Here is a 23714-nt window from a genome sequence, read left to right as displayed (position 1 = left end):
TCACGGCCAGCGCAAAGCCGCCGTCGCCACCGGCGCATCCCAGAGCCCGATCTCCCCGTCCGTCAGCAAGGCGAGGGTTACGGACAGGCCCTGCATGTCGAGCGAGGTGACGTAGGTTCCGACAAGCGAGCGCTCGATCGGGATGGCTTTCTCCTCGATGATACGGCGGGCGCAGGCATAGGCGAGGTAGAGTTCGGCGGGCGGCGTGCCGCCGAGGCCGTTGACGAAGAGCAGCGCTTGGGTGCCCGGCATTACTGCGATGTCGGCGATAATGGTCTCGCAGAGATGCCCGATGACGGCGTCGGCGGCGGCGAAGGGCTGCCTGGCATGGCCGGGTTCGCCGTGAATGCCGACGCCCATTTCCATCTCGTCGGGTTCGAGCAAAAACGTCGTGCGCTCGGTCTGCGGCACCGTCACGCCGTTCAGCGCGACGCCCATCGAGCGGATGCGGGTGTTCAGCCCCTCGCCAAGCTGCTTCAATTCGGCGAGCGGCATGCCGCCCTCGGCAGCGGCACCCAGAATCTTTTCGACAATCAGAGTTCCTGCGACGCCGCGCCGGCCGCGACCTTCGCCTGATCTCGATGTCTCGATATCGTCGCTGACGACGATCATGTCGAGGCTGTGGCGGTCACCGGCCATCTCGATCGCCATTTCGAAATTCATCAGGTCGCCGTCGTAATTCTTGACCACGAGCAGGCAGCCGGCGCCGGTATCGGCCTCTTCGATGGCGGCAATAATCTGGCTCGGCGTCGGCGAGGTGAAGATATGTCCGACGCAGGCGGCATCCAGCATGCCCGGGCCGACGAAGCCGATATGCATCGGCTCGTGGCCGGCGCCCCCGCCTGATATCAGCGCCACCTTGCCTGACGTGAGATGGCGGCGGCGGACGCATTTGCGCTCGGTCCCGAACACCACGAAGGTCTCATGGGCGCGCACGAAGCCTTCGACGCTTTCGGCGACCATGGTTTCCGCGGTGTTCATGAACTTCTTCATCAAGCCCCTCCCAAGGCCAAAGACATCACGCTACGTCAGCCCGCTCACACTTCACTGCTCGCTCGCCCCCGAAATCGCGACGATCTTCTGCACCAGATCGGAGATCGCCTCTTCCAGGAGGCGGTTTTTCCTGTCGTCGCCGAAGTCGGGCACCATCAGCGACAGGTGCCGCAATTTCTCGGAATGGCCGAGATCCGGCAGTTTGCCGGGATGGGCGGCCTGATAGGCTTCGAGAAAGCGTTCTTCCTCGGCGGCGCTGAAGTGGCAGACGCGCACGATTGTCGCGAGATGGCGCGCCGGCAGCGGCGTCGCATAGGTCGGACTGGTGATCTGGGTGACGAAGCTGCGGTGCTTGCCGAGCGCCGTCGCCAGGCGCTGGCGCGTGCCGGACGGCCTATTGTCGATGATCTGCGCCAGAATGGACTTGTAGGCGATTATGGCGTCTTCGGTGTCTTCGCGCGCCATCCTACTCTCCGGCTGCCCTGGTGCCGTCGGCGTTGAGGCCGACGATCGCCGATCTTATCGCGGGACGGCGGGCCGGCGCCACGGAAAAATGCCGGAGCCCAGCGGCAAGCAGCCCCGGGAGATAGCGGGGATCGCCGGCCATGTCCCCGCAGATGCTGACGGGTTTGCCGCCGGCAAGTTCTATCGCCTGCTCGATCAGCCGGAGCACGGCGGGGGCTGCCTTGCCGGCATCGACTACGTTGCCGTCGCGGGTGGAGGCGGCGAGATGTTGCGTGAGGTCGTTGGTTCCGAAGGAAAAGAAGGCCGCCGACCCAAAGGTGTCGAGCATCAATGCGGCCGATGGCACCTCCACCATCATGCCGATTGGCGGCATCCGGTGCAGCAACGCGCGGCGGCCGAGCTTTTCGGCCTCCTCGCGGAACAGTTCGCGCATCCTGTCGATCTCGTCGGGAAAGGTCACCATCGGCAGCATCACCGAGAGCTTGCCGAAGATGGCGGCGCGCAGCAGGGCGCGGGTCTGGACGCGGGCGATTTCCGGCCGGGCAAGCAGCAGCCGGATGCCGCGCAGGCCCGGCTCCAGAGCCGGTAGGTCTTCGAGACCGGCGAGCGGCTTGTCGCCGCCGATGTCCAGCATTCTTATGATCACCGGCCTTTCGCCCGCCTGCTCCAGCACGCGGCGATAGATCGCCAGTTGGCGTTCCTCATTGGCGGCATCGGCGATCGAAGTGACTGAAAATTCCGAGCGCATCAGCCCGACGCCCGTCGTTGCCGGATCGAGCGCATCGATCTCGGCGGGATCGTTGATGTTGATGGAGAGAAGGATCGGTACGCCGTCCGCGGTGCGCAGCTCGCCGCTTTCAGTCTTGATGTCGCCGGCTGGCGCGAGCGGCGGGATCAGCATGCCGCCCGCCTCGAGGATGACGGCGCCGGCGTCGCCATCGACGGCGACGGAATCGCCATCCGCTGCTGAAAAACGGCCTGTGCCGACCACCATCGGCACCGATTTCGCCCGGGCGAGCAAAGCGACGTGACCGGCGGCGCTGCCTGCAAACAACGCGATACCGCCGCCCTTCGACCAATCATGGGCGAGGAAGCGGCTCGGCTCCATATCCTTGCCGACGAAGACCGAGCCGGGCGGGAAATCGGCGACCGGGGTGCCGGCGAGCGCGCCGAGCACGCGGTTCTTGATGTCGAGAATGTCGATGGCGCGCGCCCGCATCTGTTCCTCGTCGGCCGCTTCGAGTTCGCCGATATAGGCGTCGAGCGTCGCGACCCAGGCGAAGACGACATTCTCGTCGGCTTTCATGCGCGCGCCCGTTGCTTCCGCGATCGTCGGATCGCGCAGCACCTCGATCTGGAAATCGATGATATCGCGGCTTTCGGCATCGGCGCCATCGGCAAGGCGCTCGAGTTCGCCGATCGAGATATCGATCGCCCTCTCAAGCGCGCCGTAGCCGCCGGCGGTTCCGGACGCGGAAGCAGCCTTCGGCTCCTCCGCGAGGAAGGCCGGGCCGGATGCAATGCCCGGGGACGCTCTCTTTGCTTTCAGCCTAAGCGGTTCTGCCATGTTTCTTTTCCTCATCGAAATTGCGCTCGATGAGTTCCTTCAGCGCGCGGATCGCCTCTTCGGCGAGAATGCCGTCCGCCCGTATTTTGAGGATCGAACCTTTGCGAATTCTCGCACCCATGATCTTGATGATGCTCTTGCCGTTCAGCCAGACGTCGCTGCCGTTGACGGCGACCTCGATCGAGCAGGGGAAGGACTTGGCAAGGCGCGTGAAGGTGACGGAGGGGCGGGCATGCAGCCCGACGCCGTGCTTGACTTCCACCTCCGTCTGGCACTTCAGGTGCAATGGATCGGGCTCCTGTTTTTCACCACGCAATCGGTTCGTCATCAGGGCGACAGTTCCTCTGCCGTGGCGACGACCTTGGCGAGCGACGCGCCCCCTGAGGCTTCGGCGGCGGCGATGACGGCGCCTTCGACGAGCGGGGCGTTGCAGATGGAGACGAGGGCCGAACGGGGAAGGCCCAGCATTTCGATCGCCATCTCACTGTTGGTCTCGGCGCCGCCGAGATCGACGAAGACGGCGACGCCGGCATCGGACCAGGCGGCCTCGATCGCCTTCAGAATGCCGCCGGCATCGGTGCCGAGTTCGCCATGGACATTGCCGCCCGACCAGGCGAGCGGCACGCAGTCGCCGACCATCTGCCGCACCATGTCGGCGATGCCCCTTGCCACCAGTGGCGAGTGGGAGACGATCACAATGCCCACATTTGCGGTCTTTCCATTCATGCCGGTCCTTTCATTCATTCGGGGCGGTGCTCCCCGAGATAGCGGCAGATCGCCGTGGTCAGCAGCGCGCAGCTCGATGCGCCGGGATCGACATGGCCGATCGAGCGGTCGCCGAGATAGGCGGCGCGCCCGCGCATTGCCTTCATCGCGGCGGTCCTATTGGCGGAGCGTTCGGCCTTGCGGGCTACGTCACCGAGCGGAGACCGCTTGGCCAGCGCCGCATGGACGGGATAGAGAACATCGAGTAGCGTCTTGTCGCCGGCGTGTGACCGCCCGCGTCTTGCTACGGCATCGATCGCCTGTTTCAGCACCAGGGAAAAATCGGCCTTCTCCTCGCTTTTGCGAAGCTCGCGGCCGATCTCGATCAGCAGCGTGCCGTAGAGCGGGCCGGCCGCCCCTCCGACATTCATCACCAGCGTCAGGCCGATCTTTTCCACGGCGTCGGGGAAGGGCAGGCTGGACAGGCTCTCGCCCTCGGCGCTCACCGCCTCGCAGCCGCGCCGCATATTGGTTCCGTGATCGCCATCGCCGATGGCGCGATCGAGTGCGCAGAGGTGATCGGCGTTTTCCGCGATCGTCGCGCGGCACACTTCGATCAATCCCGCCACAAGCACCGGTTCCGCCCGCACTGCCTTCCTCCCTGTCGCCCGTCTCCCGCGGGCTTTCGAACTTTACCCGGTCAGGCGAGGCTTGCCGCCACGCCGAACGCGCCGGCAACCGCGACCGCGCCGGGATCGGCGACACCCGCCAGATCCCTTTCGCTGACATAGGAGGCGCGTCCGGCTCTCGCCTTCGTCATCGTTTTCGTCGACTCCGCACCTGATGCCGCTGCCCTTGCCGCGGCAGCGATATCGCCCGACGCGAGCGCCTGCAGGGCAGGCGACAGCGCATCGACCATCGTCCGGTCGCCGACTCCTGCTCCTCCATAGAACGTCATCCTGTCGAGCCCGGCAAGAAGAGCTGCTGATATATCGGCTTTATCGGCCATCGCCTTTGCCGCGGCGGTGAAGAAGATCGATAGCAGCACGCCGCTCGATCCGCCCATGCTGGTGCCGAGGATATCGCCGAGCGAGGCAAGCGTTGCATCCGGCCTGTCGAGCGGCAGCGTGTCGAGGCGGGCAAGCACGCTGCGGGCGCCTGCGGCCACCGTCGAGCCGGTATCGCCATCGCCGACCCGGCCGTCCAGCCGGTTAAGCTCACTTTCCAGAGAGATCAGGTGCTCGCAGAGTGCGGTGATCAGGTGACGGTTCCGGCTGTTCTCGCCTGGTGTCGCCGCGCCGTTCAGGCTGGCCGCCGTCCTCGGCGCAGGGATGACCTTGATCTCGTGGCGTTCGACGGCCGGCATCCAGGCATGCGGCTCGACCGCTGCCGTCAGCGCCGCTTCGCGCGCGCCATCCAGCCGGATCAGCGACAGCGAGAAGCCATTCATGTTGAGCGCGGTCATCATCGGCGCCGGGCCGACGATCAGCCTGACGTGGCGGCCAAGCGGCGAGGACAGCACTGTCTTGGCGATGACGGTCATTTCGAGCGGCGGCACGGCGCCGAGATTGTTGACAAGGAGGGCGTGGTCTGCTCCCTCGCGCAAGACCGGAGTCAGGCGCGCCGCCATGGCAGCGACGATATCGGCGACCGGCTGCAGCGCGATGCGCTCGGCGCCGGGTTCGCCATGGATGCCGAGGCCGAGTTCGCCTTCATCGGCGCCGAGTCGATCCTCATGCGCCTGTCCGGGCACGCTGCAGGTGGAGAGCGACATGCCGAGCGAGACGATATCGCCGGCAGCAGCCGCGGCGTGGGCCGCGACCGTCTTCAGGTCCTCGCCTCTTTCGGCGTGATAGCCTGCGATCTTGTGGACGAACAGCGTGCCGGCGACGCCGCGTGGCTGGTTGATGCCGGGAATGGCGATGTCGTCGGCGACGATGACCATTTCGACGTCGAAGCCCTCGGCGCGCGCCTTTTCGGCAGCAAGGCCGAAATTCAGTCGGTCGCCGGTATAGTTCTTGACGATCAGCAGGGCGCCTTTCGGGCCGGTCACGGCGCGGATCGCCGTCAGCACCGCATCGACGCTAGGCGAGGCGAAGATTTCGCCGGAGACGGCAGCCGTCAGCATTCCCTTACCGACGAAGCCGGCATGGGAGGGTTCATGGCCGGCGCCGCCGCCCGAGATGATCGCCACCTCGGATCTGTCCCAATCCGCGCGCAGGATCACCTTGATGTCGGGAAAGCTGTCGAGACGGGCGAGACGGCTGCTTGTCGTCAGGAGCAGGCCGTCCAGAGCTTCGGTGACGATGGTTTCCTTGCGGTTGAAGAAGTGTTTCATCGATTGAGACCCGTCCGTTTGTTTTTCATGCCATCATCATTTTGTTTGCCGGTCACGACAGGCGCTGTCCAGCCGCATCGAAATAAAGCGGATCGCGCAGTGTCAGGCTGATCCGGTCACCCGGCGCGATCGCCAGATATGGATCCGCGAGTGTGACGAGCTTGTGATTGCCCGCCCTGATATGCAGATGGTTCTGGTCGCCGAGATGTTCGATCCAGTCGACCTCGGCATTGGCGTCCTTGCCGACCACGATATCGAGATGTTCGGTGCGCGCGCCGACCGTTTTGGTCCCGGAGGGCGGATGGCCGCCCGGCAACAGGTCCGCCGGCAGGAGGTTGATATGCGGCTGGCCGAGTCGGGCGGCTACATGCAGGTTGGCGGGATTGCCATAGATCTCGCGCGGCGTTCCCACCTGCATCAGCCGGCCCTCGGCGACGATGCCGATGCGATCGGCCATGGTCATGGCTTCCACCTGATCGTGGGTGACGTAGAGCAGCGTCGAGCCGAGCTCCTTCTGGATGCGCTTCAGCTCCAGGCGCAGTTCGGCGCGCAGCTTGGCGTCGAGCGAGGACAGCGGTTCGTCCATCAGATAGATTGCTGGCCGGCGCACCAGCGCCCGACCAATCGCCACGCGCTGCATCTCGCCGCCGGAAAGCCTGGTCGCGCGGTTTTCCAGCTTGTGGTCGATGCGGACCATGCGCGCGACCTCGCGCACGCGCCGGTCGATCTCCTCCGCGCTCAGCTTGCGCACCGGCGCCTTCAGCGGAAAGGCGAGGTTCTCGTAAACCGTCATGTGGGGATAGAGCGAATATTGCTGGAAGACGAAGGCGACATCGCGCCCGGCCGGCGCTTCGGCCGCGACATTGCGGCCGCCGATCTCGATGCGGCCGCTGTCGGGCTTCTCCAGGCCGGCGATCAGCCTGAGCGTCGTGGTCTTGCCGGCGCCTGTCGGACCGAGCAGCACGACGAACTCGCCGTCTCGAATAAAAAGATCGAGCTCATCAAGAGCCTGGGTGTCGCCGAAGCGCTTGCTAAGATTTCTGAGGACGACATCAGCCATGCCGCGTCTCCTGATAGAGCTGGGATGGCACCGCGCGGCCCGAGACGCAGTCGAAGAGCGCGAGGTTCGCCGGGTTGAATTCGAGACCGACGGTCTCGCCGATCCGGAAGCTGCGGTTGGCGGGAACGCGGGCCTTGATCAGGCCGCCCGGGGTTTCCACTGCTACAACCTGGTTGGTGCCGAGATATTCGCTGCCATAGACCGCGCCACGAAGGGGCGAGGCGTCGCTGAAGCGGATATGCTCCGGCCTGACACCGAGCGCTAGTTCGCTTTCGGCCATGTCCTGATGGATTTCTGGAACGGCAACATTAACACCGTCGAGCAAGATAGACATGTCGCCGCTCTTCAGGCCGGAGGTGAAGCGTATGAAGTTCATTGGCGGCGAGCCGATGAAGTCGGCGACATACATGGTGGCCGGCTTGGCATAGATCTCCTGCGGCGTGCCGAACTGCTCGATGACGCCGTGGTTCATGACGGCGATCTTATCGGCCATCGCCATCGCCTCGTGCTGGTCGTGGGTCACGTAGACGGTGGTGGCATGGATGCGATTGTGCAGTTCGCGCAGCTCATGGACCATGATCTCGCGGAACTCGGCGTCCAGCGTGCCGAGCGGCTCGTCCATCAGGAAGCATTTCGGGCGGCGGACGATGGCGCGGCCGAGCGCTACCCGCTGCCGGTCGCCGCCGGCAAGGCCCGAAACCGAGCGGTTGAGAATATGATCGATCTGCAGCAGGCGGGCGGTCTCTTCGACGCGCTGGCGGATCTCGGCCTTGGGCATGCCCTGCGACAGCAGCGGGAAACCGATGTTCTTGCGCACATTCATATGCGGGTAGAGCGCGAAGAGCTGGAAGACGAAGGCGATGTCGCGGGCGCTTGCGCGGTTGAAGGTGACGTCCTCGCCGTCGAGATGGATCTTGCCGCTCGAAGGCAACTCGAGGCCGGCGATCATGCGAAGCGTCGTCGTCTTGCCGCAGCCGGAGGGCCCGAGCAGCGCCAGGAACTCGCCGTCATGGACGGTGAAGCTCGAATCCTGAACGGCGACGAAGCTGCCGAATTCCTTGCGGAGATTTTCAATCCGAATGTCCGCCATGGTTCACTCCGGGAATTTCGAAACGATGATGAACATGACGGTGCCCAAGAGTAGGGTCACCAGCGAATAGGTGTAGAGCACCAGCAGGAAGGGCTGGAACAGCATCAGGAAGCCGAGCCCGATCAGCACGGTGGCGATATTCTCCATCGGGCCGCGGCGCAGGAAGAATGGCCGTTTCGGGCGGGCAGGGGTGCGGGTGCGTGTTTCGATCAGGTGGCTCATTTGCGGACGGCTCCGAAGGTGATGCCGCGCAGCAGCTGCTTGCGCAGGAGAATGGTGAAGACCAGGATCGGGATCAGGAAGATCGTCGTGCCGGCGGCGACCGCCGGCCAGTCCTGTCCGCCTTCGCCGATGATCGTCGGGATGAAGGGCGGCGCGGTCTGGGCCTCGCCCGAGGTCAGAAGGGCGGCGAAGGCATATTCGTTCCAGGCGAAAATCAGGCAGAAGATCGCGGTGGCGGCAATTCCGGTGGTCGCCTGCGGCAGCACGACCTTGCGGAAGGCTTGGAGCCTCGTATAGCCGTCGATCATCGCCGCTTCCTCGTATTCGCGCGGGATCTCGTCGATGAAGCCCTTGAGCAGCCAGACGGCAAGCGAGACGTTGACGGCGGTATAGAGCAGGATCATGCCGAGTGCGGTGTCCGACAGGCCGAGCTCGCGGTACATCAGGTAGATCGGGATGGCGACGGCGATCGGCGGCATCATGCGCGTCGACAGGATGAAGAACAGCAAATCGTCGGCGAGCGGCACCCTGAAGCGGGAGAAGCCGTAGGCGGCGAGCGTGCCGAGGAAGACAGCCAGGAAGGTGGAGCCGAAGGCGATGACAAGCGAGTTGATGAAGCGCGGCAGGAAGTTCGACGGGCCGGCGATCACCATGTTGCGCTTGCGAGTGACCTCATCGCAGGTGCCGACCGGCGCCGGCAGCGAGACGATATAATCAGGTGTCTGCCGCGTGCGCGTGGTGAAGAGATTGCAATAGCCTTCGAGCGACGGCGTGAAGACGATCTTCGGGGGATAGCTGATCGAATCCGGCGGCGATTTGATGCTGGTCAGGAAGATCCAGACGAGCGGGATGAGGGTGATCAGCGCATAGAGGACGACGATCGTGCCGGCGATGCGCTTGCTGGTGAGGCTCGGCTCGACGACCGAATGGGCGGAGTTGGCGGCGCTCATCTTTGCTTTACCTTGTTCAATGCCTTGACGTAGATGTTGGCGAGGCCGAACACCGCGACGAAGAGGACGATCGCGAAGGCCGAGGCCCGGCCGGTCGCCCAGCTTTCGAAGGCGGCGCGTTTCAGCGTTATCGAGGCGACCTCGGTGACCGAGCCCGGTCCGCCGCCGGTCAGCAGCGTCACCATGTCGAACATCTTGAAATTCTCGATGCCGCGGAAAAGCACCGCGAGCATGATGAAGGGCAGGGCCATCGGCACGGTGATCGACCAGAACTGACGCCAGGGCGATGCACGATCGACCTCGGCCGCCTCGTAGATATAGTCGGGGATCGAGCGCAGTCCGGCGAGGCAGATCAGCATCACGTAAGGCGTCCACATCCAGGTATCGACGATAATGATCGCCCAAGGCGCCAGAGAGACATTGCCGAGCATCTGGACATCGGATGTCGGAATGCCCGACACCAGCGAGACGGCATAGGCGAAGAGGCCGATCTGCGGCTCGTAGAGAAAGCGCCAAAAGTTGCCGACCACGGCGGGCGACAGCATCATCGGGATCAGGATAATCGTCGTCCAGAAGGCATGGCCGCGAAACTTGCGGTCGATCAGGTAGGCGAGCGCAAAACCGATCACCGTCTGCAGCAGGATCGTCCAGAAGACGAAATGGGCGGTGGTCTGCATCGCCTGCCATATATCGGGATCGTTGAGAACGCGTTCGTAATTTCCAAGGCCGACGCCCAGGACCGGCGCATTCGGCCGGTTGGCGCGATAATTGGTAAAGGAGAGATAGACCGCCCAGATGAGCGGGAAGATGTTGATCGCCAGGAGCAGGGTGATGGCAGGCGCGATGAACAGCCAGGCGATCGCCCTGTCGGAGAGGCCGCGGACGCGCCGGGCGAACGAGGCGGGCGTTGCCCTTGCTGTCGCGTCGGCGGCTTTCTCGACGATGGAGGGATGGGAAATGGTCAAGTTTTCACCCGGTCTTTTCGGATATGAAAGATCCGGCGGCCCGGCTCGTCTGCCGATCCGGGCCGCCATCCTGGTGAGGATGGCGCGCAGAGGTGCCACCAGTCCCGTCAGGCACTAGATTTTGCCGTCGTCCTTGAAGACGTCGCTCCAGTCTTTCACCAGGCCGTCGAGCGCTTCCTTGGCAGTGCCGTTGCCGGCGACGACGTAGTTATGGACGCGCTTCTGCATGGCCTGCAGCAGCGAGGCGTAGCTTGGCTCGGCCCAGAAGTCCTTGACGATCGCCATCGAGTCCAGGAAAGCCTGGGCATAGGGCTGGCTCTTGGGGAACTCAGGCGCGTTGACGACCGAATTCAGGCAGGAGAAGCCGCCGAGTTCCCACCATTTGGCCTGCACCTCAGGCTGTGCGAACCATTTGATGTAACTCAGGGCGGCGTCGCGCTTGTCGGAATAGGAAACCACCGAGATGCCCTGACCGCCGAGCTGGGCGAAATGCGCCTTCTCCGCAGGATTGGGGAAGAAGCCGATCCTGTCGCCGCCGACCTTCTCGTCCTTGTAGAGGCCGGGCCAGGTGAAGGCGAAGTTCATCTGCATGGCGACCTGGCCGGATTTGAAGGCGTCGGCGGATTCGACCATATAGACGTTGGAGCTGCCGGGCGGCGTGCAGCAGTCATAGAGCGACTTGTAGAATTCGAGGCCCTTGACCGCATCGTCCGAGTTGACGAAGCCTTCCATCTCGTAGGGCTTCTTCGGGTTGTCGTATTGGAAGCCCCAGTCGTAAAGGACGTTGGTAACGCCCATGGTGATGCCTTCGGAGCCGCGCTCGGTATAGATCGCAGCGCCATAGACGGTCTTGCCGTCGATCTCCCGCTTCTGGAAGAACTCGGCGATCTGCTTCAGCTCATCGTAGGTCTTCGGGGCAGCGAGATCGTGGCCGTACTTCGCCTTGAATTCCTTCTGCAGTTCCGGCTTTTCGAACCAGTCCTTCCGGTAGGTCCAGCCGACGACGTCGCCCATGGCGGGCAGCGCCCAATAGTTCGGCGTGTTCTTCGGCCATTCCGAGTAGCCGACAACAGTCGCCGGCACGAAGTCATCCATCTTGATGCCTTCCTTGTCGAAGAAGTCGTTCAGCTTGACGTAGTGGCCGTTCTCGGCCGAGCCGCCGATCCACTGGCTGTCGCCGATAATGAGGTCGCAGAGCTTGCCGTGGGAATTCAGCTCGTTGAGGAAGCGGTCGGCATAGCTCGTCCACGGAACGAATTCGAACTTCATCTGCGTGCCGGTCTTGGCGGTGAAGTCCTTCGACAGCTCGACGAGCGCATTGGCGGGATCCCATGCGGCCCAGCACAGCGTCAGTTCATCGGCTTTGGCGAGATTGGGCAATGCCGACGACATCACGAACGCCGCGGCCAGCCCCAAAAGGGCTTTCGATGTTTTCTGCATAAGTTCCTCCCAGAACCAAGCCGGCTCCCCACCGGCGTCGCATGTTCATCCGTTTCAGAGAATGCTCACATGAACTCCTCAATCATCATGTTTAGCAAGATGTTTAGTGATAAACCATTTTATAAACATTGCAAGCGGCAATCGTTGCTGCACCGCACAGGCGCCGCGCGCGAAATTGGAGCGGGCGAGGACGGCTGTTTGAGCAAATATTCCGCACGTTCTCGAAAATTTTATCCTGACCGTACCGATGCAGCGATATCGGGCCTCGCTAGGATATCGACGCCGCGATATGGACCCTTCGCCGCTCCCGTGTTTTCCCCGGCGCGGTACAAACTCGGCCTCGCTCCGGCGAGGCCTTTTTCTTTGCGCCCGCCGTCGGGGGCATCTGAATATTGCCGAGCAGTGCGAGATTTAGCCTTTCCGCCTCGATGCAACGGGCGTATTCAGCCAGGGCGCGGTTTTCGATGTCCGCGCGTTCCTCGCGCGGCAGATCACCGATCGGCTTCCTCCCGTTTCCCTGTCGCGACCCAGAATTCCATTGGCGGACCGATGACCACGGCAGAGACGAGCGAGCAAGGGCAAGAGGCGGCAACCGGCCGTCAGGCGAAGATCGTGGCGCTGGTCGTTGCCGTTTCCTTCTTCATGCAGATCCTCGACGGCACCATCGTCGCCACCTCGCTGCCGCAGATGGCGGCGAGCTTCGGCGTGCAGCCGGTGTCGATGAGCATCGGCATCACCGTCTACATGCTGACGATGGCGGCCTTCATTCCGCTGTCGGGCTGGCTCGGCGACCGCTTCGGCGCGCGCCGCGTCTTCCTGGTGTCGATCGGCGTCTTCACCGGCGCCTCACTGTTCTGCGGGCTCTCCGGCAGCCTCACGGAATTCGTGCTGTGGCGTGCGCTGCAGGGGGCGGGCAGCGCGCTGATGACGCCGGTCGGGCGCATCATCGTGCTGAAAAACGCCCGCAAGTCCGAACTCGTCCAGGCAATCGCGCTCATCACCTGGCCGGCGCTGACGGCGCCCGTGGTCGGCCCCGTGCTCGGCGGCTTCATCACCACCTATGCCAGCTGGCATTGGAACTTCCTGATCAACATTCCGATCGGCATCGTCGGCATGGGGCTGGTGCTGCGCTTTGTGCCCGAACAGCGCGAGGCCGATCCCGGCCGGCTGGATATTCGCGGCTTTATCCTGAGCGCGGCCGGATTGACCCTGCTGCTCGCGGCCTTGGAGCTTTCAGCCAAATGGGAGGGCGGGCTTTGGCCGGTCATCTCAATGCTTGCGGCCGGCATCGTCCTATCGGTCATGGCGACGCGGCATTTCCTTGCCGTCGACAATCCGCTGCTCGATCTTTCGGCTTTCCGCGTCCAGACATTTTCGGTGTCGACGCTCTCGGCGGGCACGGCTTGCCGAACGGCCATCAACGCGACGCCTTTCCTTCTGCCTCTCTTGTTCCAGCTCGGCTTCGGGCTGAGCTCGATTGCCGCCGGCACCTATCTGCTCGTCTATTTTCTCGGCAATTTCAGCATGAAGGCGGTGACGACGCCGCTCTTACGCTTCTTCGGCTTCCGCACCGTTCTCGGGCTCAACGGGCTGATTGCAGCGCTCTCGATCGTTGCCTGCGGTTTCCTGACGCCTGACACGCCGCCGTTTTTCATCCATGCGCTGCTCTTTCTCGCCGGCCTGTCGCGGTCGATGGAGTTCACGGCGCTGAACACGCTCGCCTTTGCCGATATCGGCCCGGCGCAGCGAAGCTCGGCCTCGACGCTGTCGAGCATGCTGCAGCAGATGTCGATGCTGCTCGGCGTTGCGGTGGCCGCCGCCGCGCTCAATATTTCCTCGGCTCTCAGAGGCGCCGACAATCCCGTTCTGGCCGACTTCCGATGGGCCTTCGTCGTGGTCGGCGCGATCGGCATCGTCTCGTCGCTGCGCTTCCTGCAATTGCCGAAAGAGGCGGGCGCCGAAGTCTCCGGCCATCGGAAATTCCAGAAGAGCTAACGTCGCCTGCGACAAGAGCGAGGGAGGAGCGATGTTTACCTCGGGCGGGCAATGCAATACGACAGTGCCCATGCCGACGACTCGGACCTTGCGGCCGTCGTTGCTTAGAGAGAACGCCGGGAGACGGAATGAGCAATTCTAGCGGCGATGCGGATGCCTTGATCCACATCCTCTATATCGACGACGACGAGGGGCTCGCCCTCCTGATGCAGAAGAACCTTGCGCGGCGCGGCTTTTCGGTCGAGTGGGCGCAGAATGGTTCTGCCGGCCTTGCTCGGATCGCCGAGGGCGGCATCGACGCCGTCGTGCTCGATCATCTCCTGAGCGGCGAGACTGGACTCGACATTCTGCCCTGCATCACGTCCGTTCCGGATCATCCGCCGGTCATTTATGCGACGGGGTCGGACGACACCAGCATCGCGGTCGCGGCGCTGAAGGCGGGCGCCGATGACTACATGCTGAAGGGGATTTCGGCCGATTATTTCGACCTGCTCGCGGCCGCCCTCGAACAGGCGCTGGAGCGGGCGCGCTTCCGCCGCGAGACGGCGCAGGCGCAGGAGGTGATCCGTCAGCAACGCGACCATGCCGAGTTGCTGCTTGCCGAAGTCAATCACCGCATTGCCAACAGCCTAGGCCTCGTCGGCGCGCTGATCCGCATGCAATCTTCCATGACCAAGGACCAGGTGGCGGTCGACGCGCTGCACGAGACGCAGATGCGCATCAACGCGATCGCGAGCGTGCATCGCCGGCTCTATACCAACCGGCAGGTCGGCTCGGTGCAGGTCGATGAATATCTGAACAGTCTGCTGACCGAGCTCGAAGCTTCGATGCGCGACGACAAACGGCCGCACCGTATCGTGTTGACCGCAAAGCCGGTTAATCTGGCGACCGACAAGGTGATCACGCTCGGGTTGATCGTCAGTGAACTCGTCACCAATGCTTTCAAATATGCCTATCCCGAGAGCGTCTCGGGCGAGATCCGCGTTTTTGTCGACCAGACGGACGGGCAATTGCGCGTCATCGTCGAGGATGACGGAGCGGGGTTCGATCCAGAGGGCCCAGCCAGGGGAACGGGGCTCGGCACACGGATTCTGACGGCGATGGCCGCGAGCTTGAAATCGGATTTCGCTTATGATCCCGGGCATGACGGGACGAGGGCGATGCTGGTATTTTCGTTGAGTGAGGGGACGTAAATAGGAGTGAAGGGTGTGCCGAGCGGCCCCCTCATCCGACCCTTCGGGCCACCTTCTCCCCCCTGGGGAGAAGGGGTTATGCCGCGAGGTCTCGATTCCCTCTTCTCCCCAGCGGGGAGAAGGTGCCCGTAGGGCGGATGAGGGGCACACGGCACACCTTGTCCTATTTTTACAAAAGCTTGCCGGCATAACATCATCAAACCAAACGCTACGGGAGGCAGAATATGACGGCGATCCGCACACCCCGGGAGGTCTACGATTTCTGGTTCGTTCGATGCGGCCGCGAGCTATGGTTTCGTCCGCCGCCGGAACTCGATGCCGAGATCCGTGATGTTTTCCGCAATACGCATCTGGCGCTTGCCGCAGGCGTCGGCGATGAATGGCGGGCCGATCCGGTGAGCCGTCTGGCGGCGGTCATCGTGCTCGATCAGTTTCCCCGCAACATCTATCGCGGCACGGGGCTTGCCGTTGCTACCGACGGGCTGGCGCTTCGGGAAGCCAAGCTCGCGCTTGCGGCCGGCGCCGACCAGGCGGTGGAACATGCATGCCGAACCTTTTTCTACCTGCCCTTCGAACACGCCGAGAATCTCGACGAGCAGGAGCGTTCGGTGGCATTGTTCACCGCGCTGGGCGACGAGGAATATCTCGATTATGCGATCCGCCACCGCGAGATAATCGCCACCTACCGGCGCTTTCCTCACCGCAATGCCATGCTCGGACGGGAATCGACGGCAGCAGAACTCGACTATCTCTCCAAGCCCGGCGCGGGGTTCTGAGCAGTTCGAACGAGCGGTTGAGTGCTGCATGGAGCAAGGTCGGTGCAAGGCGCTTAAGGCATCTTCCGCCTTTCTGTCGCCTTTGTTTGCTACGACAAGCTGGCATTCTATTCCGACGACAACCTTTCCGGAGGCGCTTTTGCGGCTGAGAACGACCCTGCTTCGCACCATTCTTCTGATGACGCTGGCGTTCGCCGGTGCGCATTTCGAGAGCGCAGCAGCCTTCGCACAGGAACCGCAGCCGCAGGCAGCAGAGGCGCCGCTTGTCGATACGCCTTCCGCCCAGGCGGCGAAGGAGATCGAGAAGGCGAAGGTCCAGCTTGGCTCGCTTCAGGACAGCGTCAAGGAGAACGCCGATAATGACGATGCGCTGGTCGGGCTTGCGACCAAGGCCGATGAGCTCAGCCGCGCCGTCATCACCATATCGGTCAACCTGAGGCCGCGTTTCGACCAGATCAAGAACCGGCTGACCGAGATCGGCGAGCCGCCGAAGGATGGACAGCCGCCAGAGGCGCAGATCGTCACCGACGAGCGTAACGCGCTTGCCGCCGAGCGCGCGCAGATCAACGCGGTGACCGGTGACGCCGAAAACCTGTCGATCGCTGTGACGAAGCTCATGAACGAGATCATCGAGATGCGGCGGCAGCTTTTCGCCGATACGCTTTTCAGGCGCACGGAAATCTCCGTCTCGGTGCTCGACGATGCCGCGCGCGCCTTCGTGCACGAGGTCAGCGAATTCTCACAGGCCTTGGCGAGCTGGGCCTCCTTCGTCTGGAAGTTCAAGCGGTTCCCGCTGTTTGCCGCGATCTTCCTGTCGCTCGCCTCAGCACTCGTCCTGCTCTCCGGCAGCTACCGGCTGTTCGGCTCGTATTTGCGCCGCGATGAGGCGGTCGAGAACCCCTCCTATATCGGCAGGCTGTCGATCGCCTTCTGGTCGACGCTGATCCGGACGCTGGCGCTGGCGGTCCTGCTCGTTACCTCCTTTTTCTTCCTCAACAGTTTCAATGTGCTGCGACCCGATATCGCGCCTGTTATCGGCGCGCTGTTCGGCACGATCGGGCTCGTCTATTTCGTCGGCCGCTTCGTCAACGCCATTTTCGCGCCGAGCGAACCACACTGGCGGCTGGTGAAGCTTTCCAATCTCGGCGCTCGCGCGATCGGCTACTGTCTCTCGGCGATGGCTGTCGTCAACGGACTCGACTATCTCTTCGGCACGGTCAGCGAGGCGATGGGATCGCCGCTGGTGCTGACCGTCGTACGGAGCCTCATCGCTGCGCTGATCATCGGCATCATCCTGATCGCCGTCTCCTTCAGCAAGCCGATGCTGGCGAGAAGCGGCGATCCCGACGCGCCCGGCAGACATTGGCCGCGCGGCATGGCAATCATCCTACGCGTCGTCGGTGCCGCTTTGATCGTTACGGCGCTTGCCGGCTACGTCGGACTTGCCCGCTTCGTCGCGACGCAGCTCATCATCACCGGGGCGGTCGTCGCCACCATGTATGTCGGCCTGCTCTCCGGCAAGGCGATCTCGCGGCAGGAAAGCTTCGGCGACACCTTCTTCGCGCGCTTCCTGGCGCGGCGCTTCAACCTCGGGCCGGTGGCGATAGACCAGGTCGGCCTGCTCGTCGGTCTTGCCATGTATGCGGTGGCGCTGCTCGTCGGCATTCCACTGATCCTGTTGCTCTGGGGCTTCCATGTACAGGATCTGCAGCTTATCGCCTTCCGGCTGTTTACCGAGGTCAAGCTCGGCGGCATCAGCATCTCGCTGCTCGGAATCTGCACCGGCATCCTGCTCTTCGCCGGCGTCTATCTGCTGACGCGTTGGCTGCAGCGCTGGCTCGACGGCAATGTCATGGCTCGAAGCCATGTCGATCTCGGCGTGCGAAACTCGGTCAAAACGGGCATCGGCTATCTCGGCGTCGGCATTGCCGCGATCATCGGCGTTTCCGCCGCCGGCATCGATCTGTCGAGCTTCGCGCTTGTCGCCTCGGCACTTTCGGTCGGTATCGGTTTCGGCCTGCAGAACATCGTCTCCAACTTCGTGTCAGGCCTGATCCTGCTGGTCGAGCGGCCGTTCAAGGTCGGCGATCACGTCGTCTCCGGAACGGCCGAAGGTATCGTCAAGCGTATTTCGGTGCGCGCAACCGAGATCGAGACTTTCCGCAAGCAGGCGATCATCGTGCCAAATTCGGAACTGATCAACGGCCTCGTCGGCAACTGGACACACCGCAACAAGATCGGTCGCTCGGAAATCCCGGTTTCCGTCAGCTACGACGCCGATCCGCAACAGGTGATGGATATTCTCTTGGAGTTGACGGCGAAGATACCGCTCGTCATGCGCAATCCCGAGCCACATGTCGAATTCCTGCGCTTCGGCCCCTATTCGCTCGATTTCGAGCTGCGCTTCTTCCTCGCCGATATGGGCGACGGCCTGACGGTGCGCAACAATCTCAGGATCGAGATCCTCAAGCGCTTCAAGGCGGAAGGCATAGAAATCCCGCTGCCACAGAGCGACCTTACCATCCATCGGGAGGCTGCCCTCGTTCTGCCCAATGCGGTTAAGGAGCATGCGGACGGCCATGAGAATTCCAAGGATAGACCGGTGGAGGAAGAAGAGCGGCCGGTGCGCCAGCTGCGCGGGCGGGCAGCGGAGAGCTGAACAGCTTATTCAGCCATCATTCACAGGTCTATGTGCATGATACCTTCCATCGGGATTGCTGCCGAGGGCAGCACCGATCTTTCGAGGGGAGGGCGCGTCAGCGCCGCCGCACATGATGGCAAGATTTGCCGCCTTTTTGCTTGTCCCGCTGCTTGCCGCGCCGGCGGTCAACGCCGCATCCATCACCAACACCGATCCTGCCGCCGTGGTGCTCGTCATCACCGAGGGCGGACAGCGTGTCGAAGTCGTGGTCGATGCCGGCGCTTCCGAAAGCCTCTGCTCCTCGGGCTGCTTCATGACGACACCCGACGGGGACCGGATCGGGCTCGATGGCGGCGAGACGATCGACATCGTCAAAGGCTCGGCGGTCGTCAAGTAGGATTGCGGACCTGTCAGGCTGGACGGCTCAGATAATGGGCTTGCCGTCCGCATCCAGGACCTTCTCGCCGTCTTCCTTGGCGAAGGCGCCCTTGTGCGTCTCCGGCAGGATTTCCAGAACCACCTCGGAAGGCCGCGACAGGCGTGTGCCGAGCGGTGTGACGACGAAGGGCCGGTTGATCAGGATCGGCTGCGCCAGCATGGCGTCGAAAAGCTGATCGTCGGTCAGATCAGGATTGTCGAGGCCGAGTTCGGCGTAGGGCGTATCTTTGTCGCGAAGGGCCTGACGCACGGTGAGACCGGCATCCGCGATCATTCTTGCCAGCTCCTCCCGCGATGGCGGGTTCTTCACATAGTCGATGATATCAGGCTCGATGCCAGCATTGCGGATCATCGCCAGCGTATTGCGCGAGGTGCCGCAGCCGGGATTGTGATAGATGGTGACGTTCATGATTTACCTGTGGTGATCGGGATGATAGCGTGAGTTATCGCAGCCCGCTTTGGAAGAAAAGAGCTGTCCTTAGCGGGCAAACTCTAGGTGGCGGCCCTCCGGCAACTCGGCAGGGTCTTTGTCGTGACTTCCTCACACGCATCTGACGGAGCTCATCGCCGCCTGGGCAGCTGATAATAGCTGGTTTGTCGCCGGTCCCGGTTCTGCGGCGGTGTTTCTGTTCAATCCGTGCACGGTGTCCTCAATCAGGCCGGCATCGGCGAGACGCCGTCGGTTTGCGCGGAATTGCTGCACAAGATCCAGGCGCACTTCCTGCGTTCGCTGGGTTTGCCGTCAGTGTCGGATTGATGCCTGGCTATCCCACCATCTGAGCACCCGCATCGCCCGCAGCGTGATCCAGCGCGACGGCTGGCCTTGCCCCTCGTCGACATGGAACCAGACGCGCCCGGGCAGGGTCCAGTCCAGCAGCCATCGGCCGTCGTTCGAGCGCCTGGAGCGAAGGTGGCCGATCGCCTCGCCAAGGCGCGGATCTGGATCGGCGCCGGTCAACATGGCGCTTGAGCGGAAATAATCGAGCGCACGCAGGATATCGTAGCGCCAGCGATTGGGGTGGAGGAAGCGCAGGAAGCGTTCGTCCGCCGGTTCGCCGGTGCCGAGACGGCGGAAGAGCTTGCGTTCGAGCAGAAACTTCTCGCCCGTGCTGCGCGCCTCGCGGGACCGGGGCGTGCCGCCTGTCGATCTTTCGAATTCGAGCAGACCTTCCAGCACGTTGATCGTGCTGGCGAAAGAGGAGCGAAGGGAGCCGCGGACGCGTTCGCAGTTCCAGCCGCCGTCATCGAGGCGCTCGCCCGTGAGCCTCTCTACGATGCGGGAGACGTCGATGCCGAAATAGGCGCCGTCTGCGACGGTCCGGCCGTTGATGCATTCCTCGACTTCACCCTCCCAATAGGGCTGGCCGCCTTCTTCCCAGCGGGCGCTGGCGCCGAGCGATGCGACTGTGCGCCTGGCGCGTTCCGATGACGGGTCGAGGCCGAACTCTCGCAGTTGCGACAGCGAAAATGTCGTGGCCGTCCAGGGCTGGCCGTGCTCGCGCCATTCATGAGGATCGAAATCGGCGGGCAGAAAGGCGCCACCCGCCCATTGTCCATCGTCGTCCTGAAAGGAGAGGAGCTTTGCACCCCAGCCTTCGGTCTCCACTTTGGCCCGTTCTGCCATCCATTCCGGTTCCGGAGCTTCGATGAGGTCACGCATCACCTGCCAGCGGATCGCCGGGTCGGAATCGAGAAGCCATTCGATCACCGGGTCGGGTTGGGTCATGGGCGGACCTCTTCGGCGGACGGTCAGTAACCTGTTTATAATCACTTCGGCCGCGTGCGGCCAGCCCGACGGCGGCGGGAGTGGGCCTTTCACACGCGCGACCGGCACCCATATCCCGAGCTTCGCGCACTATTTCTTAATCATATGTCCAAGAAATCGGAGGCGGCCATCGGGCCGCGAGGGCTTCCGACAAACCACTGCAGAACCTGCGACGTCATCCTCGCCCTTGTGCCGAGGATCTGCTCGCGTCCATTAAGTATCTGAGAATAAATGTTTTCCCGTCAAAGCAATTGCTGTGATCAGATACTCGGCATAAGGCCGAGCATGACGGAGGAGACTTTGTCCACAAACTGGTGGCCCACTGGTCCGCTTCTTCGTTTCATATCGGGACGTGCTGATTAATAATTAGTCAAATCAATTGATGTATCACTTCGGCTGGGGACGGGTTTTACATTAAAGGTTTATCATGGCGTTTTTAGGTATTTCGGGGATGCAATATTCCGGAGAGATGTTTGCCGGCGCGCGTATTATTGTCGCGGAAGATTCAAACGTATTCACCTCGATGATCAGCAAACGCCTCAAGGAGTTGTTCGACATTGATGTAGAGATCTGCCGTAACTTCGAGGATCTGCAGTTTTCCTACGACAAATCGTCCGATCCGATCACGCTGGCGATTTCGAACATCAATCTGCCCGGTGCCGAAAACGGCGAAGCGCTTGAATATCTGGTCGACCTCTCCATCCCGACCATCGTCTTCACCGGCACCTTCCATGAGGGCATGCGCGACAAGCTGATCGCCAAGGACATCGTCGACTACATCCTCAAGGACAATATTTTCGCCGTCGACCTTCTGGCGGAGTCGATCTGCCGGTTCCTAACCAATCATCGCCATCACGTGCTGATCGTCGACGACAGCGCGACGGCGCGCGCGCTGCTGTCGAGCCGGCTGAAGCGCTATAATTTCCGAGTGAGCACGGCCGAAAACGGCGCCAAGGCGCTGGAGACCCTGAAGGTCAATCGCGATATCGGCCTGATGATTACCGATTACAATATGCCCGATATCGACGGGTTTGAACTGACGCGGCGCATCCGGGCCCATATCGGCTCGCACGAATTGCGCATCATCGGTGTTTCCTCCTCCTCGAATCGGCTGCTTTCGGCGCGGTTTCTGAAGGCCGGCGGCAACGATTTCATGCTGCGTCCCTTCATCGACGAGGAGTTCTACTGCCGCGTCAACCAGAATCTCGACACGCTGCTGCAGATCCAGTCCATGCGCAAGGAGCGGGCGGTTGCCTGACGGCTCTTCCGGAATCCGGATCGCGAGGAAGTCCCGGGCGATCGTCGCCGCCGGGCGCCGGATCTTTGCAATTACAGGTAACCCGAATATTTGTCCCCTTCACGTGGATGAGCCTCTCGGTTATCGTCCGCCGCGCCGGGCGGAGGGCCGAGTCGAGCCCGCAAGGCGCAGGGGGGAATAGCGGCTGTGGCTTTTCAGGCGGATTTTCAGCGAGATGGTATCGGGCTGCGTTCCGGCGGGCTCAAAATACTTCTGGTTGAAGATTCCCGAATGTTTTCCGCCGTGCTTTGCCACCGGTTCCAGACGGAACTTGGCCTTGCCGTCAAATCCTGCTCGTCGCTGAAAGCGCTTCGCAGGGAACTTGCCGACGACGGTCACGGCTACACCATGGCCGTCGTCGATCTCAACCTGCCGGATTCGCCCTATGGCGAGGCGCTCGACTGTACGATCGAGCACGATATTCCAGCAATCGTCTTCACCGCCACGTTCGATCTCAATACGCGCAACAGGATCATGGAGCGCAATGTCATCGATTACGTGCTGAAGGACAATGAGTTTGCGCTCGACAATCTGGTCGCCACCGTCCGCCGCGCGATCTCCAACCGCAAGACGCGGGTGCTCGTCGTCGACGATGTCGTCTCGGTACGCCAGGTTCTCGTCGATCTCCTGAAGGCACAGCAATATCTGGTCGTCGAGGCAAGCTCGGGGCTCGAGGCGCTGGCGGCGCTCGAAGCCTATAGCGATATCGAACTCGTCGTCACTGATCATCACATGCCCGATATGAGCGGGTACGAGCTGACGCGGCGCATCCGCCATCGCTTCGGTTCGGACCGGTTGCGCGTCATCGGCGTCTCCTCCTCCAACGATCGTATGCTGTCCGCGAGTTTCCTCAAAGCCGGCGCCAGCGATTTCGTCTATCGGCCCTTCGTCGCCGAGGAGTTGCAATGCCGCATCGCCAACAATGCGGAAACGCTGGCGCAGATGCGCCAGTTGAGGGCCGCTGCAGCCTGCGACTATCTCACCGGCCTCTATAACCGCCGCTATTTCTACGACAATGGCCCGAAGCTGGTGAACGAGTGCCTGCGATTGAAAGTGCCGAGCTCGGTCGCCATTCTCGATATTGACCACTTCAAGCGGCTGAACGACACATACGGCCACGAGATCGGCGACAAGGTGTTGAAGGCGGTTGCAAACAGGCTGTTCACGATCTTCGAGGGCAGTGACAACCTGCTCTCCCGCCTCGGCGGCGAGGAATTCGCCATCCTGTTCCCGCAGATGGATTCGGCCGCCGCCACCAAGCTTTGCGACGAGATCCGCTCGGATATTTCGCGGCTGAAGGTAACGGCCGACGACGAGGAACTCGGCGTCACCATCTCGATCGGCATCGCCGAAATCGGCAGCTACGAAACCTTCGAGAATTATCTCAACGCCGCCGACCAATTCCTCTACATGGCCAAGCATCGCGGCCGTAACCAGGTCTATTCCGACGCCAGGATGACGGAAGAGGTGGCGCAGTAGGGCTGCTTTCGTTTACTCGGCGCCGTATCCGCCTCTCTCATCCGCAAATGCCCATTCTTCAGGCTCGGTAAACGAGCTTAAAGGGCTCTGCCGCGACCTCTCGAGTCCCCCTTCTCCCATCGGGGAGCAACCATGTTTAATTTTTGCGGTATTGTGGCGTCCATTCGGTCTTGCGAAAGAGGATTGTGTTGGCGAGAACGATGAGTTTTCGGGCGACGGCTATGACGGCGCACAGGTGTTCCTTTCCGCTCTGACGCAAGCGCGTGTAGAAAGCGGCGAGATCCGGATTGTGCCGGGTTGCCGTGAATGCGCACATGAACAGGCTCTTTCGCAGG

General features: G+C 62.5%; 22 protein-coding genes and 1 pseudogene. 7 read left to right on the top strand and 16 right to left on the bottom strand.

Translation table 11 applies throughout. The features are described 5' to 3' along the window. The 13 genes from QWJ46_RS22735 to QWJ46_RS22675 all read right to left on the bottom strand — a co-directional run bounded on the left by QWJ46_RS22735 (position 1) and on the right by QWJ46_RS22675 (position 11795). The gene (locus QWJ46_RS22735) at positions 1-993 is read right to left on the bottom strand and encodes a dihydroxyacetone kinase subunit DhaK (protein ID WP_302754059.1); all 993 of its coding nucleotides are present in this window, start codon (positions 991-993) and stop codon (positions 1-3) included. A 51-nt stretch (positions 994-1044) separates the two neighbouring features. Then, entirely contained in the window at positions 1045-1458 is a 414-nt protein-coding gene (locus QWJ46_RS22730; RefSeq protein WP_008535099.1) for a hypothetical protein, read from the bottom strand. 1 nt (position 1459) lies between these two features. After that, positions 1460-3025 carry a putative PEP-binding protein gene (locus tag QWJ46_RS22725; RefSeq protein ID WP_302754058.1) on the bottom strand — a complete coding sequence of 522 codons (1566 nt, stop codon included), beginning with the start codon at positions 3023-3025 and terminating at the stop codon, positions 1460-1462. Beyond that, positions 3009-3353 carry an HPr family phosphocarrier protein gene (locus QWJ46_RS22720; protein WP_302754057.1) on the bottom strand — a complete coding sequence of 115 codons (345 nt, stop codon included), beginning with the start codon at positions 3351-3353 and terminating at the stop codon, positions 3009-3011. The genes QWJ46_RS22725 and QWJ46_RS22720 overlap by 17 nt, the downstream gene beginning before the upstream one ends. Continuing rightward, on the bottom strand, positions 3353-3751 hold the full coding sequence (gene dhaM / locus QWJ46_RS22715) for a dihydroxyacetone kinase phosphoryl donor subunit DhaM (protein WP_037175071.1): 399 nt from the start codon (positions 3749-3751) through the stop codon (positions 3353-3355). The genes QWJ46_RS22720 and dhaM overlap by 1 nt, the downstream gene beginning before the upstream one ends. A gap of 14 nt (positions 3752-3765) precedes the next feature. Continuing rightward, entirely contained in the window at positions 3766-4380 is a 615-nt protein-coding gene (gene dhaL / locus QWJ46_RS22710; protein WP_302754056.1) for a dihydroxyacetone kinase subunit DhaL, read from the bottom strand. 50 nt (positions 4381-4430) lie between these two features. Next, positions 4431-6068, bottom strand: a complete 1638-nt coding sequence (locus tag QWJ46_RS22705) for a dihydroxyacetone kinase subunit DhaK (protein WP_302754055.1) — start codon at positions 6066-6068, stop codon at positions 4431-4433. A gap of 52 nt (positions 6069-6120) precedes the next feature. Then, entirely contained in the window at positions 6121-7128 is a 1008-nt protein-coding gene (locus QWJ46_RS22700) for an ABC transporter ATP-binding protein (RefSeq protein ID WP_302754054.1), read from the bottom strand. Further along, positions 7121-8218, bottom strand: coding sequence for an ABC transporter ATP-binding protein (locus tag QWJ46_RS22695; protein WP_302754053.1), 1098 nt, complete (start codon positions 8216-8218; stop codon positions 7121-7123). Before QWJ46_RS22695 ends, QWJ46_RS22700 begins: the two co-directional genes overlap by 8 nt. Before the next feature lie 3 nt (positions 8219-8221). Further along, a complete protein-coding gene (locus QWJ46_RS22690) occupies positions 8222-8440 on the bottom strand; it encodes a hypothetical protein (RefSeq protein ID WP_302754052.1) in 219 nt (72 codons plus the stop codon). Next, positions 8437-9390 carry a carbohydrate ABC transporter permease gene (locus tag QWJ46_RS22685; protein ID WP_302754051.1) on the bottom strand — a complete coding sequence of 318 codons (954 nt, stop codon included), beginning with the start codon at positions 9388-9390 and terminating at the stop codon, positions 8437-8439. The genes QWJ46_RS22690 and QWJ46_RS22685 overlap by 4 nt, the downstream gene beginning before the upstream one ends. Next, entirely contained in the window at positions 9387-10355 is a 969-nt protein-coding gene (locus QWJ46_RS22680) for a carbohydrate ABC transporter permease (RefSeq protein ID WP_285195692.1), read from the bottom strand. The genes QWJ46_RS22685 and QWJ46_RS22680 overlap by 4 nt, the downstream gene beginning before the upstream one ends. 114 nt (positions 10356-10469) lie before the next feature. Then, positions 10470-11795, bottom strand: coding sequence for an ABC transporter substrate-binding protein (locus QWJ46_RS22675; RefSeq protein WP_302754050.1), 1326 nt, complete (start codon positions 11793-11795; stop codon positions 10470-10472). Between the two features lie 549 nt (positions 11796-12344). Here QWJ46_RS22675 and QWJ46_RS22670 point away from each other — a divergent pair. The 5 genes from QWJ46_RS22670 to QWJ46_RS22650 all read left to right on the top strand — a co-directional run bounded on the left by QWJ46_RS22670 (position 12345) and on the right by QWJ46_RS22650 (position 18797). After that, positions 12345-13790, top strand: coding sequence for an MFS transporter (locus QWJ46_RS22670; RefSeq protein WP_302754049.1), 1446 nt, complete (start codon positions 12345-12347; stop codon positions 13788-13790). Between the two features lie 128 nt (positions 13791-13918). Continuing rightward, positions 13919-14983, top strand: coding sequence for a sensor histidine kinase (locus tag QWJ46_RS22665; protein ID WP_184457803.1), 1065 nt, complete (start codon positions 13919-13921; stop codon positions 14981-14983). A gap of 224 nt (positions 14984-15207) precedes the next feature. After that, positions 15208-15759 carry a DUF924 family protein gene (locus tag QWJ46_RS22660; protein ID WP_302754048.1) on the top strand — a complete coding sequence of 184 codons (552 nt, stop codon included), beginning with the start codon at positions 15208-15210 and terminating at the stop codon, positions 15757-15759. Between the two features lie 139 nt (positions 15760-15898). Further along, positions 15899-18418: a mechanosensitive ion channel family protein gene (locus QWJ46_RS22655; RefSeq protein WP_302754047.1), complete on the top strand. Its 2520-nt coding sequence runs from the start codon at positions 15899-15901 to the stop codon at positions 18416-18418. A 112-nt stretch (positions 18419-18530) separates the two neighbouring features. Then, entirely contained in the window at positions 18531-18797 is a 267-nt protein-coding gene (locus QWJ46_RS22650) for a hypothetical protein (RefSeq protein WP_064810608.1), read from the top strand. A 27-nt stretch (positions 18798-18824) separates the two neighbouring features. Here the strand turns inward: QWJ46_RS22650 and arsC are convergent, their stop codons facing one another. Together arsC and QWJ46_RS22640 are read right to left on the bottom strand one after the other, a co-directional pair. Then, a complete protein-coding gene (arsC, locus tag QWJ46_RS22645; RefSeq protein WP_184457807.1) occupies positions 18825-19247 on the bottom strand; it encodes an arsenate reductase (glutaredoxin) in 423 nt (140 codons plus the stop codon). A gap of 333 nt (positions 19248-19580) precedes the next feature. Further along, complete coding sequence (locus QWJ46_RS22640; RefSeq protein WP_184457809.1) at positions 19581-20564, bottom strand: squalene cyclase; 984 nt, start codon at positions 20562-20564, stop codon at positions 19581-19583. A gap of 466 nt (positions 20565-21030) precedes the next feature. On the opposite strand from QWJ46_RS22640, the gene QWJ46_RS22635 reads away from it, so the two are divergent. After that, positions 21031-21861 carry a response regulator gene (locus tag QWJ46_RS22635; protein ID WP_302754046.1) on the top strand — a complete coding sequence of 277 codons (831 nt, stop codon included), beginning with the start codon at positions 21031-21033 and terminating at the stop codon, positions 21859-21861. A gap of 186 nt (positions 21862-22047) precedes the next feature. Further along, positions 22048-23379 carry a diguanylate cyclase gene (locus QWJ46_RS22630; protein WP_184457812.1) on the top strand — a complete coding sequence of 444 codons (1332 nt, stop codon included), beginning with the start codon at positions 22048-22050 and terminating at the stop codon, positions 23377-23379. 136 nt (positions 23380-23515) lie between these two features. On the opposite strand, the pseudogene QWJ46_RS22625 reads toward QWJ46_RS22630, so the two are convergent. Then, positions 23516-23714: pseudogene (locus QWJ46_RS22625) on the bottom strand (IS110 family transposase); the annotation flags it as partial.

This window comes from Rhizobium sp. CBN3 (genome assembly GCF_030518245.1).
Lineage (GTDB): Bacteria > Pseudomonadota > Alphaproteobacteria > Rhizobiales > Rhizobiaceae > Rhizobium > Rhizobium aethiopicum_A.
Note: the sequence above shows the minus strand (reverse complement) of the source record. Positions and strands in the feature narration are given on the sequence as shown.